Origin of the sequence: Streptomyces sp. IBSBF 2435 (genome assembly GCF_036815005.1) — a bacterium.
GTDB lineage: Bacteria > Actinomycetota > Actinomycetes > Streptomycetales > Streptomycetaceae > Actinacidiphila.
On the sequence record NZ_JAJSYW010000047.1, the window covers coordinates 1 to 12,726 of the forward strand.

A 12,726-nucleotide genomic window follows, 5' to 3' on the forward strand; every position below is an offset into this window, starting at 1 on the left:
GTGCGGCACACCGCCCTGCGCCGGGGCAGGCGCGGGCGGACCCGGCCGCGCGGGCGGGGCGGGCAGCGGCTCGGGCGAACCGCTGCCGCCGGGCAGCAGCTTGGTCCGCGCCTCGGACGCACCGTGCCGCGGCTCCTCCTCGGGCAGGTCCGCGCCGCTGATCGGCGGCGCGAAGACGGTCGCGGGGACCGGCACCGACTGGCCCTCGCCCGTGTCGCTGACCGTCTTGCCCGCCCAGCTGTCGCCTTCCTGCGGCGCTTCCTGCGGCGTTTCCTGTCCGGGCACGGCGGCCGACCTGCGGACGTAGTCGATGCCGCCCGACTCCTCGGACGCGGCGGCGGGCCGCCGCTGGTCGGCGTCTCCCGGCTCCTGGGGCGCGCTCTGCGCGGCGGCGGGCCGCCGGTAGTCGATCCGGCCCGAGGAGTCGCCCGAGGGCGTCCCCGCCCCGTCGCTGCCGCCGGGCTCAGGCCGGCTGCCGGTGTCCGCCCTGCGGTCGGGGATGCCCATCCGGTCGGCCGCGTCCTGGAGCCACTGCGGCGGGCTCAGCAGGAAGGACGTCGCCTCCAGGTCGATGCGCTGGGGCGGCTCGGGCGCCGCGTCGTTCGGCACTGCGCCGTACTCCTCCTCATAGCGGCGGATCAGTTCGCCTACGGGCAGGGCGGGCCACAAGGTGGCGTCCCCGCTGTCACGGGCGATGACCACCCTGACGTCGCCGCCGTCGTCCGCCGAAGGGCCGCCTTCGCGCGGCTCGGACCAGACGACGAAGCCGAGGTCGAATTCCCGGACCCGGATCTCGCGGTGCTGATACGGCGGCACATCGCCGTTGATCCAGTGCTCCGCGCGCTCCTGCGCCTGAGCGAAAGTCACCATGTCCGGCTCACCCCTCCACCGCGACGGCGGTGGCGAAACCGCCGTCGACCATCAGGTTCGCGACCGTCTCCAGCTCCGGCGGATTGCCCGCGAGGCGCAGCAGGAAGGCGTCGACCGAGTCGCCGCAGGGCAGCAGCAGTTCGGCCACCCGGTCGGCCGGGCTGTCCCAGCGCTCGCCGTCGCGCGCGTCGTCGTAGGAGCAGAAGAACACCGAGCCCGTGCCCTCGCCCCTCACCTTCACCGCGAGCAGGCCGCCCTGGATGTAGCCGATGGCCAGGTAGTCCTTGGTGAGGTGGTCGCGCAGGCACTTGTTGACGTAGACCAGGTCATTGGCCGCCGCAGTGTCGCGGACGGTGAAGAACGGCTGGTCGATCAGCAGCCCCAGCTCCGGGTCGAGCGCGACCCCGCGCGGTGCGCAGCCGCCCGCCGCCTTCAGGAAGGCCCGGTACGAGCCCGGCAGCCGGTAGCCCAACTCCTCCTCGACGTCCCGCACCTGCGCCTCGCTGACCGCCGCCGGGTCCTTGGGCAGCGCGAAATGCACCGGCCTGGTCTCCTGGAGCGGGCGTGTGCCGCGCTTGGCGTGGTCCGCGACGGATTCCGCGAGCCCGGCGTGGTGCCGCAGCAGCGCCTTGACCCCGACGGGGACCAGTTCGAGCCGGCGGGTGCCCGCCACGTGGTGCCAGGTCCAGCCGTGCGGGGTGGCCACCGGGGGCAGGCTGCCCCACAGCTCGTGGCCCGAGGCGTGCAGCGCGGCATTGGCCGACACATAGTCGGTCAGCCGCAGTTCGTCGATGCCGAATCCCTCGGGCGGCTCGGCTATCTCGGCCGCGGCACGGGCGTACGGCGAGAAGTCGGGGTGCCCCTCGTCGTCGATCCAGACACCCTGCGGGTGGCGGCCGGCCCGCAGCGGGTCGGGGAAGTGCACGACCTGTCCGGCGTAGGCCGCGTTCGGCGGCACGGTCCTGCCTCCCGCTCCGGGGTCGGGAGGCGCTGCCCCCAGCCCTTGCCGACCTGTCGTCATGACTCTGCCCCCTGGTGCGTACGGGTGATGACGACAGCCTAGGGCCTGATGTCCTGGCCTGTCGCAGGTGCGCTGACCGGCCCTTGCGCCGGTGCGGGACACGGCCGGGCACGGCGGTCCCGCGCGGCACATTGCCGCGCCTTACGCGCCTGCCGGGCCGTGCTCAGCCGCCCTTGGCCGCGGCGCGGAGCTTGTCGACCTGCTTGACCGGGATCGTGCGGCGCAGCGTCGCCGGCTTGTGGTCGGCGCGCACCGTCTCGTACGCCGCCGTCGCGTCGCCGGCCCTGGCCACGGTGACCAGCACCTGGCCCGCGGCGCCCTTGGCGGGGTCGCCGATCGTGTACGTGACCTGCTGGTCGCCGAGCCCCGGCGCGGTGGTCGCGGGCCGTACCTCGAAATAGGTGGTGACGCCGCCGCGCACCACGCCGAAACCGTGGCAGGCGGCCACCGAGGCGGCCAGCTCGGTCAGGACCGCGGTCGCGTCGCCCGGCTTGTAGGAGGCGATGACGGTCAGCGAGATCTCCTTGGCGCCCTTGTCCTTGTCCGTGGTGTCGGTCACCATCGCGCCGGTGTAGGTCTGCCGCGGGTGCTTGGGCTGGCTGCTCCACTGGTCGAGCACCGGCTGGCAGGCCGCCGTGTCGGCCTTCTGCGCCTCGCCGAGCAACTGCTGCTTGCTGCCGGCCGGCAGCACCTGCACGTGCGGCAGGTCGGAGGAGGTCAGCAGCGCCGACGTCAGCTTGGCGATGGACACCGCGCCCGACGCCTTGACCGGCCCCGGCTTGTCCTTGCCGCTGTCACCGCCGCCGCCGCAGCCGGTGGCGAGCGCGAGGGCGGGCAGCAGCGCGGCGGCGGCCACGGCCCGCCTACCGGTCAGTAGGCGATGGTCTGCGCGTATCGGCATCGGTGCGATCCCCTGTGTCGTGTCCGTCCCCGGCGTCCCACGGGCGGCGGCGGTCCCACGGGCGGCGGCGGCCCGTTGCCGCGCGACTTTACGGCAACGGGGCCGCCCTTTCCGCTGTGGGGCTGCTCACAGGCCGGTTGCGGCCGGGCGCCCCGCGCCGCGCTACTTCCTGGCCGCGAGCGCCGCCTTGAGCTTGTCGCTCTGCTTGCGCGCCACCTCGATGGGCAGCGGCCCCGCGCCGCCGCTGGACTTCACCGACAGGTACGCGGTCACGGTGTCGCCGGTCTGCACGACGGCCACCAGCGCGGCGCCGGTCTTCTTGTCCGCGGCGTCGTTCATCACGTAGGCCACCGACTCGTCGCCGGTCGGCACCGCCGGGCCCTTGCTGATGGTGAACGGGGTCTTCGTGCCGGTGCTGTCGGTGGCGGTGAAGCCCGTGCAGCCGGCGAGCGCGGTCTTCACCGAGGCGATGACCTTCTTCGCGTCGCCCGGTGCGTGGCTGGCCACCAGCATCTGGTTGATGACCTCCGGGGTGGCGCCGCTGGTCGCCGTGGTCTTGGCGAAGGCGGCACCGATGAACGCCATCCGGTGGATCGTCGGATTGCTGCTGGTGATGTCGGCCAGCGGCTGGCAGACCGGCTTGTCCGCGGTCAGCCTGGAGGTGTCGGAGGAGTCGGCCGTCTGCGAGGGCTGAACCGTCCAGCCGGGCACGTCGGAGTCGGTGACCAGGGCCTTGCTGAGCTGCTCGGTGGTCAGCGGCGCCTTGCCGGCCAGTACGGTCGGCGGGCCGTCGGCGTCCTTCGTGGAGTCGGTGGAGGACGAGCAGGCGGCGGCGAGCAGCAGCGCGGGCAGCGCGGCCGCGGCCAGACGGAGCCGGGTCTTGTGCATCGAGGTCACATTCCCTGGTTCGGCGGTGTGGGGGGACCCGCGGGCGCGGGCCGGATGCCGATCCTCCCTGCCCGCGGTGCCTTGCGTCCATGCCGGGCCGGACGCTGTGTCCCGGCTGTGCGGCGCCCCTGTCGCGCCGCCGCGGTGTACGGCGTCGTTCGCGCGTACGTCCTTCGGATGTGACGTTCATGTGTTCGCCGTGTACGCGCTGTGCCTGCTGTGTCGGCGTTCGGTCACCCGACGGTGACATGGCCCACACACAATGGGCGCTGGGACGTGTTCCGCTTCCCCATCTCGTGGCGCGTTTGGCACTCTGATCGGCATACGGGGGATCGCCCGCTCCGGCGGGCGGACGGAGGGATGCACGGAAAACATGACAACTCACTTTCCGTCGGCGGGGGCCGCCGACCCCAGGCTGAACTGGAGCGCGCAGCGGCACCCGCAGGGACCGCCGCCGCTGCGGCACCGCAGGGACGGCATCCTGCCCGCGGTCGCCGCCGCGCTGTCCATCCGCGACGAGGTGCTGACCTGCACCGGCGCCAAGGGCGACCAGCCGCCCGTCCTGCATCCGATCGTGCAGGAGTTCCTCGACGCGCTGCCCGCCGCCCAGCGTGAACGCTTCACCGGCCGGTGCGCGGAGCCGGTGCTCATTTCACGCCACCTGGCGGCGGTCGAGGCGCAGCGCGGCAAGCGGGCCTCGCGCCGCCCGCTGACCCGGGGCGAGGCGCGCAAGGCGCTGCGCGGGGCGAAACTGACGGCCCGCCGGATACGTGAGGACGGCGACCCGGCGCACGGGGCGTACGCCCCGCCGTGCCGCTCCTGCGCACCGCTGCTCGCGCACTTCGGGGTGCGGGCCGTCGATCCGGCGGCCGAAGCAGAGGGGGAATGAACAGCCCGATGGCAGCGGTCAGTGTGCGTTTCCCGGTCGGCGTCGACGCGGCGCTGCGGGCCGGCGGCTGGGAACCCGGCCGCTGGGACATCAAGCAGGCCGAGGAATGGGCCGATCTGCTCCGCGGCCATGTGTCGCCCGGCGGCCACCGGCACGCCGTCTTCCCGGCCGCCGTCGAGGCCTGGGCCGAATTCGGCGGGCTCGCCTACCCGGCCGCCTCGGGACCCGGGGGCCAGGTCGCGCCGAGCGCGGTCACCGTGGACCCGTCGCTGGGCCTGCACATGGCGCGGACCTTCGCCGACCTCGGCCGGGCGCTGGAGACCGAGGTCAGCCCGCTCGGCGAGGAGCCGGGCTCCGGCGCGCTGCTGGCCATCGACGCCGAGGGCCGGGTCTACAGCATCGACCACGCGGGGGACTGGTACGCCGGCCCCGACATCGACCTGGCGCTCGCCGCGCTGATCGGCGGCGGCCGTACGGCACGGCTCACGCTCGCCGCGGACTGAACCGGCCGCCCGCCGGGGTTCCGGAGCGACCGGCCGAACCGAACGGGCGCCCGGGTTCCGGAGCGAGCGGCTGAACCGGCCGCCGGCCGGGCGGACTTGGCGGCGCCGCCCTGCCGCGGATCTCCGCGGGCCCTTTCCGCGGCCTTGCCTCGGCTTTCGGCCCCTGCCCCTTACCCCGGTAGGAGCGCCGGCCGGTTTTCCCCTAGGGGGAGGCACCTACTTGGGGAGACCCCAGGTTCGTACCGGCGGATGACGTTCCCGCCTTACGCGGTCCTTACGGTCATAGGGCGGGGTGGGGATAGCCCCACCGGCAAGACGGAGACCTTCCCCATCGTGCAGCGCGGCGGGCTCCAGCAGGCTGATGTACACACAGCAGGCCGATCCACAACGACACGGGAGACACAGTGACAACGGCAGTAACGATTCCCAAGGCCGGGGGCAACGGAGGACGTTCGGCTGTTGCCGCTGCGGGTCGCTCGGTGACCAAGTCGTACGGTTCCGGCGAGACCCGGGTCGTCGCGCTGGACGCGGTCGACGTGGACATCGTCCGCGGCCGCTTCACCGCGATCATGGGCCCGTCCGGCTCCGGCAAATCCACGCTCATGCACTGCCTCGCCGGACTCGACACCGTCACCGAGGGCCGGATCTGGGTCGGCGACAGCGAGATCACCGGCATGAAGGACAAGAAGCTCACCCAGCTGCGGCGGGACAAGATCGGCTTCATCTTCCAGTCCTTCAACCTGCTCCCGACCCTCAACGCGGCGGAGAACATCACGCTGCCGATGGACATCGCGGGCCGCAAGGTCGACCGCGAGTGGTTCGACCGGGTCGTCGAGACCGTCGGCCTGGCCGGCCGGCTCAAGCACCGCCCGACCCAGCTGTCCGGCGGCCAGCAGCAGCGGGTGGCCGTCGCCCGCGCCCTGGCTGCCCGCCCGGAGATCATCTTCGGCGACGAGCCGACCGGAAACCTCGACTCGCGGGCCGGCGCCGAGGTCCTCGGCTTCCTGCGCCGCTCGGTCGACGACCTCGGCCAGACCATCGTCATGGTCACCCACGACCCGGTCGCCGCCTCGTACGCCGACCGGGTCCTCTACCTGGCCGACGGCCGGATCGTCGACGAGATGGCCAACCCGACCGCCGAGTCCGTCCTCGAGCGCATGAAGTCCTTCGACGGCCGCGGGAGGACCTCATGACCGTCCTCAAGACCTCGGTGCGCAACTTCTTCGCGCACAAGGGCAGAATGGCGCTCTCGGCGATCGCCGTCCTGCTGTCGGTGGCGTTCGTCTGCGGCACCCTGGTGTTCACCGACACCATGACCGCCACCTTCGACAAGCTTTTCGGCTCCACTGCCTCCGACGTCACCATCAGCGCCAAGAAGGTCGACGACGCGCAGGCCACCGGGCTGCCGGACACCGTCCCCGCCACGCTCCAGCAGAAGCTGCTGCACGTGGCCGGCGTCGCCAAGTCCGACCCCGACGTCACCAGCCAGGACGTCACCGTCGCCGACGCGAAGAACGACAAGATCAGCCCGTCGTCCGGCGCCCCGACCATCGTCAGCAACTGGGATCCGACCGAGACCAAGGCCGTGGAGATCTCCTCCGGCCACATCCCGCAGGGCGCCGACCAGGCGGTGCTGGACGCCGACACCGCCAAGAAGCACCACCTGGGAATCGGCGACACCTTGCGGGTCATCGCGGCCCCGGGCGACTTCAAGGTCACCATCTCCGGCATCGCCACCTTCAAGACCACCAACCCGGGCGCGGCCGTCGTCTACATCGACACCGCCACCGCCCAGGCCAGGCTGCTCGGCAGTCCGTCGCAATACACCGGCTTCGGCCTCACCGCCGCCGCCGGCACCACCGACGACCAGCTCAAGCAGAACGTGAAGGCGGCCATCGGCAGCGGCTACACCGTCGACACCGCGGCCGAGACCAAGAAGAAGGACCAGGACGACCTCGGCAGCTTCCTGAACTTCATGAAGTACGCGATGCTCGGCTTCGCCGGAATCGCCGTCCTGGTCGGCATCTTCCTGATCGTCAACACCTTCTCCATGCTGGTCGCCCAGCGCACCCGGGAGATCGGGCTGATGCGGGCGCTCGGCTCCAGCCGCCGACAGGTCAACAGGTCGGTGCTGATCGAGGCGGTGCTGCTCGGCGTCACCGGCTCGGTCCTCGGCATCGGCGGCGGCATCGGCCTGGCCATCGGGCTGATGAACCTGATGGGCAAGGTCGGGATGAAGCTGGACACCTCCCAGCTGACCATCAAGGCCACCACGCCGGCCATCGGCCTGGCCATCGGCGTCATCGTCACCGTGGTCTCCGCCTACATCCCGGCCCGCCGGGCGGGCCGGATCTCCCCGATGGCCGCGCTGCGGGACGCCGGCACTCCCGCGGACGGCCGGGCCGGACGGGTCCGCGCCGCGATCGGCATCCTGGTCTGCGCGGCCGGCGCGCTCGCCCTGGTCGCAGCGGGACAGGCCGACAAGGCGTCCTCCGGCGGCGGTCTGCTGGGCCTGGGCGTGCTGCTCACCCTGGTCGGCTTCGTCATCGTCGGCCCGCTGCTGGCCGGTGTGATCGTACGGGCGGTGAGTGCGGTGGTGCTGCGCTTCTTCGGCCCGATGGGACGCCTCGCCGAGCGCAACGCGCTGCGGAACCCGCGGCGTACCGGCGCCACCGCCTCCGCGCTGATGATCGGCCTCGCGCTGGTCGCCGGCATGTCGGTGGTCGGCTCGTCCATGGTGGCCTCCGCCAACGACCAGCTCGACAAATCGGTCGGCGCGGACTTCATCATCCAGGTCGGCAACAACGGCAGCCAGACCCTCACCCCGGCCGCCGAGAAGGCGCTGGGCGCGACGAAGGACATCACGCACTTCACCCACTACACGGTGGTCAACGCCAAGCTCACGCTGCCGTCCGGCAGCACCGTCAAGAGCGACCTGAGCGCGGCGGACCCGACCTATCCGCAGGACCTGGAACTCAAGACCGTCCAGGGGAAGCTCGCCGACGCCTACGGCACGAACGCGATGTCCGTGCCCGAGGGCTTCGCCAAGGACCACAAGGTCAAGCTCGGCGACGAGCTGACCGTGGTCATGACCGGCGGGCGGCCCGCGCACCTCAAGGTCGCCGCGATCACCAGCGACGACACCACCATCGAGCACGGGTCGATGTTCACCAACATCGCCACCGCCCGCAGCTACCTGCCCGCGGACAAGATGCCCGGCGACTTCATGATGTTCGCCAAGGCGGTGGACGGCAAGGAGAAGGAGGCCTACGCCTCGCTCAAGGCCTCCGTCAGGGACTACCCGCAGATCGACGTCCGCGACCAGGCCGACTACAAGGACCTGATCCAGAGCCAGGTCAACCAGCTGCTCTACATGATCTACGCGCTGCTGGGCCTCGCGATCATCGTCGCCATCCTGGGCGTGGTGAACACCCTGGCCCTGTCGGTGGTCGAACGCACCCGGGAGATCGGCCTCATGCGGGCCATCGGCACCTCGCGGCGCCAGCTGCGCCGGATGATCCGGCTGGAGTCGGTGGTCATCGCCCTCTTCGGCGCCCTCGTCGGCCTGGGCCTCGGCCTCGGCTGGGGCGCCACCGGGCAGAAGGTGCTGGCCTCGCAGGGCCTGGGCATCCTGCAGATCCCCTGGACCACGATCGTGACCGTCTTCATCGGCTCCGCGGTGGTCGGCCTCCTCGCCGCCCTCCTCCCGGCCTTCCGGGCCGGCCGGATGAACGTCCTGAACGCCATCGCGACGGACTGATGCCCGTACCCGGGTCCTGGCCTCCCGGCCGGGCTCGGGTACGGCTCGGCTCCGGCCCCGGAACGCCCTCCCGGCGTCCCGGGGCCGCGCCGTTCCCCGCGCCCCGGCCGGGCGCCGCCTCGCGCGGGGCGCCCGCGGCGGGGTGTACCGGCGGTGGACCCGGGCCGGAGGCCGTACGCTGGAAGGACCCCCGGCCCGTGACACGTGTCGGGCGGTTCGCGTTGCCCGCGGGACAGCGGCGCGGCGCACACCCAGCGCACCCGCGTGCGTCAACCCGTAAACCCCGGGACGGAATGTTCATGAGTCTGAACGGTCTGGTCGACGCAGCCGTCGCCGACAGCGCCCTCGCTGAGGCGGTCCAGGCCGCGGTCTCCGGATCGCGGCCGCACGTGGACCTGGTCGGTCCGCCGGCCGCCCGCCCGCTCGCCGTCGCGGCGCTCGCCGCGAAGGCGCACCGCACGGTGCTCGCCGTCACCGCCACCGGGCGGGAGACCGAGGACCTGGCCGCGGCACTGCGCTCGATGCTGCCGCCCGACACCGTGGTGGAGTACCCGGCGTGGGAGACGCTGCCGCACGAGCGGCTGTCCCCGCGCAGCGACACCGTCGGCCGTCGGCTCGCGGTGCTGCGCCGGCTGGCGCACCCGCGGGCCGACGACCCGTCGGCCGGCCCCGTACAGGTCGTGGTCGCCCCGATCCGCTCGGTGCTCCAGCCGCAGGTCACAGGGCTGGGCGACCTGGAGCCCGTGGCGCTGACCAACGGGAGCACCGCTGACCTGGGCACCGTCGTCGACGGCCTGGCGGCGGCGGCGTACGCACGGGTGGAGCTGGTCGAGAAGCGCGGCGAGTTCGCGGTGCGCGGCGGCATCCTCGACGTCTTCCCGCCGACCGAGGAGCACCCGCTGCGGGTGGAGTTCTGGGGCGACGAGGTCGAGGAGATCCGCTACTTCAAGGTGGCCGACCAGCGCTCCCTCGAAGTCGCCGAGCACGGCCTGTGGGCGCCGCCCTGCCGCGAGCTGCTGCTCACCGACGACGTACGGGCGCGGGCCGCCGAGCTGGCCGTCGCGCACCCCGAGCTGCGTGAAATGCTGGACAAGATCGCCGAGGGCATCGCGGTCGAGGGCATGGAGTCGCTGGCCCCGGTGCTGGTGGACTCCATGGAGCTGCTGCTCGACGTGCTGCCCGCCGGGTCGATGACGGTGGTGTGCGACCCGGAGCGGGTACGGACGCGGGCCGCCGACCTGGTGGCGACCTCGCAGGAGTTCCTGGAGGCGTCCTGGGCGGCCTCGGCGGGCGGCGGCGAGGCGCCGATCGACCTGGGCGCCGCGTCGCTGTGGCCGATCGCCGACGTCCGGGAGCGGGCGCGCGAGCTGGGCGTGCCGTGGTGGTCGGTGAGCCCCTTCGCCGCCGACGAGGCCGACGACCTGGACGGCGACACCCTCAAGCTGGGCATGCGCGCCCCCGAGCTCTACCGCGGCGACACCGCGCGGGCGCTGGCCGACACCAAGGGCTGGATCGCCGACGGCTGGCGGACGGTCTACGTCACCGAGGGCCACGGCCCGGCCGCCCGGGTCGCGGAGGTGCTGGCAGGCGAGGGTATCGCGGCCCGGCTCGACGTGGAGCTGACCGGCCTCGCCCCCTCCGTGGTGCATGTCGCGACCGGGTCGATCGAGCACGGCTTCATCGATCCGGCGCTGCGGCTCGCGGTGCTGACCGAGACCGACCTGTCGGGGCAGCGGTCGTCCACCAAGGACATGGGGCGGATGCCCTCCCGGCGCCGCAAGACCATCGACCCGCTCACCCTGGCCGGCGGCGACTACATCGTGCACGAGCAGCACGGTGTCGGCCGCTACGTGGAGATGGTGCAGCGCACCGTCCAGGGTGCCACCCGGGAGTATCTGGTCGTCGAGTACGCCCCGGCCAAGCGCGGCCAGCCGGGCGACCGGCTCTTCGTGCCGACCGACCAGCTGGAGCAGATCACCAAGTACGTCGGCGGCGAGGCCCCGACGCTGCACCGGCTGGGCGGCGCGGACTGGACGAAGACCAAGGCGCGGGCCAAGAAGGCGGTCAAGGAGATCGCGGCCGACCTGATCCGGCTGTATTCGGCCCGGATGGCCGCCCCCGGCTACACCTTCGGGCCCGACACCCCCTGGCAGCGCGAGCTGGAGGACGCCTTCCCCTACGCGGAGACCCCCGACCAGCTCACCACCATCGCCGAGGTCAAGGAGGACATGGAGAAGTCCGTCCCGATGGACCGGCTGATCTGCGGCGATGTCGGCTACGGCAAGACCGAGATCGCGGTGCGGGCGGCCTTCAAGGCGGTGCAGGACGGCAAGCAGGTGGCCGTGCTGGTGCCGACGACGCTGCTGGTCCAGCAGCACTTCGGCACCTTCTCCGAGCGGTACGCGCAGTTCCCGGTCAAGGTGCGGGCGCTGTCCCGCTTCCAGAGCGACAGCGAGGCCAAGGCGGTACTCGAAGGGCTGCTGGACGGGTCGGTGGACATCGTCATCGGCACCCACCGCCTCTTCTCCTCCGAGACCCGCTTCAAGGACCTCGGCCTGGTCGTGGTGGACGAGGAGCAGCGCTTCGGCGTCGAGCACAAGGAGCAGCTCAAGAAGCTGCGGGCCAACGTCGATGTGCTGACCATGTCCGCCACCCCCATCCCGCGCACCCTGGAGATGGCGGTCACCGGCATCCGCGAGATGTCCACCATCACCACCCCGCCGGAGGAGCGGCACCCGGTGCTCACCTTCGTCGGGCCGTACGAGGAGAAGCAGATCGGCGCCGCCATCCGGCGTGAACTGCTGCGCGAGGGCCAGGTCTTCTACATCCACAACCGCGTCGAGTCCATCGACCGGGCCGCCGCCCGGCTGCGCGAGATCGTGCCGGAGGCGCGGATCGCCACCGCCCACGGGCAGATGGGGGAGACGGCCCTGGAGTCGGTCGTGGTCGACTTCTGGGAGAAGCGCTTCGACGTGCTGGTCTCGACCACGATCGTGGAGTCCGGGATCGACATCCCCAACGCCAACACCCTGATCGTCGAGCGCGGCGACACCTTCGGCCTGTCCCAGCTGCACCAGCTGCGCGGCAGGGTCGGCCGCTCCCGCGAGCGCGGCTACGCCTACTTCCTCTACCCGCCGGAGAAGCCGCTCACCGAGACCGCGCACGAACGGCTCGCCACCATCGCCCAGCACACCGAGATGGGCGCGGGCATGTACGTCGCCATGAAGGACCTGGAGATCCGCGGCGCGGGCAATCTCCTCGGCGGCGAGCAGTCCGGCCACATCGCGGGCGTCGGCTTCGACCTGTACGTCCGGATGGTGGGCGAGGCCGTCGCCGACTACCGCTCGGCCCTGGAGACGGGCGGCGAGCCGGAGGAGACGCTGCTCGAGGTCAAGATCGAGCTGCCGGTCGACGCCCATGTCCCGCACGACTACGCCCCAGGTGAACGGCTGCGGCTGCAGGCCTACCGCGCCATCGCCGCCGCCAATTCCGCCGAGGACGTCACCGCCGTCCGCGAGGAACTGGTCGACCGCTACGGCCCGCTGCCCGAACCGGTGGAGAATCTGCTGCTGGTGGCCGGCCTGCGGATGCTGGCCCGCAAGGTCGGCGTCAGCGACATCACCCTGCAGGGCGGCAACATCCGCTTCGGCCCGGTCGAGCTGCGCGAGTCGCAGGAGCTGCGGCTGTCGCGGCTCCACCCGCGCGCCGTCCTCAAGCCCGCCGCCCGCCAGGTCCTGGTGCCCCGCCCGTCCACCTCGCGCATCGGCGGCAAGCCGGTGGTGGGCCGGGAACTCCTCCAGTGGACCGCCGACTTCCTGACCACCGTCCTCGACACGTAATCCCCTGTCTCTCCCTTCCCTCCTCCGCCCCGGCCGGCGGTCGCCGCGGCCCCCG

Annotated in this window: 8 protein-coding genes and 1 pseudogene; 5 read left to right on the forward strand and 4 right to left on the reverse strand. The window is 72.4% G+C overall.

Features of this window, described 5'->3' with window-relative positions; all coding sequences use genetic code 11:
* The 4 genes and pseudogenes from V7E46_RS12090 to V7E46_RS12105 form a co-directional block, all read right to left on the reverse strand.
* Window positions 1–870: pseudogene (locus V7E46_RS12090) on the reverse strand (SUKH-4 family immunity protein); the annotation flags it as partial.
* Between the two features lie 7 nt (window positions 871–877).
* Window positions 878–1,891 carry an SMI1/KNR4 family protein gene (locus tag V7E46_RS12095; protein WP_333768424.1) on the reverse strand — a complete coding sequence of 338 codons (1,014 nt, stop codon included), beginning with the start codon at window positions 1,889–1,891 and terminating at the stop codon, window positions 878–880.
* Window positions 1,892–2,054: 163 nt separating this feature from the next.
* Window positions 2,055–2,792 carry a hypothetical protein gene (locus tag V7E46_RS12100; protein WP_333768425.1) on the reverse strand — a complete coding sequence of 246 codons (738 nt, stop codon included), beginning with the start codon at window positions 2,790–2,792 and terminating at the stop codon, window positions 2,055–2,057.
* A 162-nt stretch (window positions 2,793–2,954) separates the two neighbouring features.
* Window positions 2,955–3,680: a sensor domain-containing protein gene (locus V7E46_RS12105; RefSeq protein WP_329182536.1), complete on the reverse strand. Its 726-nt coding sequence runs from the start codon at window positions 3,678–3,680 to the stop codon at window positions 2,955–2,957.
* A gap of 373 nt (window positions 3,681–4,053) precedes the next feature.
* Here V7E46_RS12105 and V7E46_RS12110 point away from each other — a divergent pair, with 373 nt between their 5' ends.
* The 5 genes from V7E46_RS12110 (at window position 4,054) to mfd (ending at window position 12,671) form a co-directional block, all read left to right on the forward strand.
* The gene (locus tag V7E46_RS12110; protein ID WP_333768426.1) at window positions 4,054–4,569 is read left to right on the forward strand and encodes a YwqJ-related putative deaminase; all 516 of its coding nucleotides are present in this window, start codon (window positions 4,054–4,056) and stop codon (window positions 4,567–4,569) included.
* An 8-nt stretch (window positions 4,570–4,577) separates the two neighbouring features.
* Window positions 4,578–5,072, forward strand: a complete 495-nt coding sequence (locus tag V7E46_RS12115) for an SUKH-3 domain-containing protein (RefSeq protein WP_333768427.1) — start codon at window positions 4,578–4,580, stop codon at window positions 5,070–5,072.
* A 404-nt stretch (window positions 5,073–5,476) separates the two neighbouring features.
* Window positions 5,477–6,265, forward strand: a complete 789-nt coding sequence (locus V7E46_RS12120) for an ABC transporter ATP-binding protein (protein ID WP_329178412.1) — start codon at window positions 5,477–5,479, stop codon at window positions 6,263–6,265.
* Window positions 6,262–8,832 (forward strand): ABC transporter permease, encoded by a 2,571-nt coding sequence (locus tag V7E46_RS12125; protein WP_333768428.1) that lies wholly within the window; start codon window positions 6,262–6,264, stop codon window positions 8,830–8,832. Before V7E46_RS12120 ends, V7E46_RS12125 begins: the two co-directional genes overlap by 4 nt.
* 299 nt (window positions 8,833–9,131) lie before the next feature.
* A complete protein-coding gene (gene mfd, locus V7E46_RS12130) occupies window positions 9,132–12,671 on the forward strand; it encodes a transcription-repair coupling factor (RefSeq protein ID WP_333768429.1) in 3,540 nt (1,179 codons plus the stop codon).
* The last annotated feature ends 55 nt before the right edge of the window (window positions 12,672–12,726 follow it).

Bases quoted from the DNA above. Each gene is read 5' to 3' on its own strand.
- V7E46_RS12095 (WP_333768424.1), bottom strand. From the start codon at position 1,891: ATGACGACAGGTCGGCAAGGGCTGGGGGCAGCGCCTCCCGACCCCGGA.
- V7E46_RS12100 (WP_333768425.1), bottom strand. From the start codon at position 2,792: ATGCCGATACGCGCAGACCATCGCCTACTGACCGGTAGGCGGGCCGTG.
- V7E46_RS12105 (WP_329182536.1), bottom strand. From the start codon at position 3,680: ATGCACAAGACCCGGCTCCGTCTGGCCGCGGCCGCGCTGCCCGCGCTG.
- V7E46_RS12110 (WP_333768426.1), top strand. From the start codon at position 4,054: ATGACAACTCACTTTCCGTCGGCGGGGGCCGCCGACCCCAGGCTGAAC.
- V7E46_RS12115 (WP_333768427.1), top strand. From the start codon at position 4,578: ATGGCAGCGGTCAGTGTGCGTTTCCCGGTCGGCGTCGACGCGGCGCTG.
- V7E46_RS12125 (WP_333768428.1), top strand. From the start codon at position 6,262: ATGACCGTCCTCAAGACCTCGGTGCGCAACTTCTTCGCGCACAAGGGC.
- mfd (WP_333768429.1), top strand. From the start codon at position 9,132: ATGAGTCTGAACGGTCTGGTCGACGCAGCCGTCGCCGACAGCGCCCTC.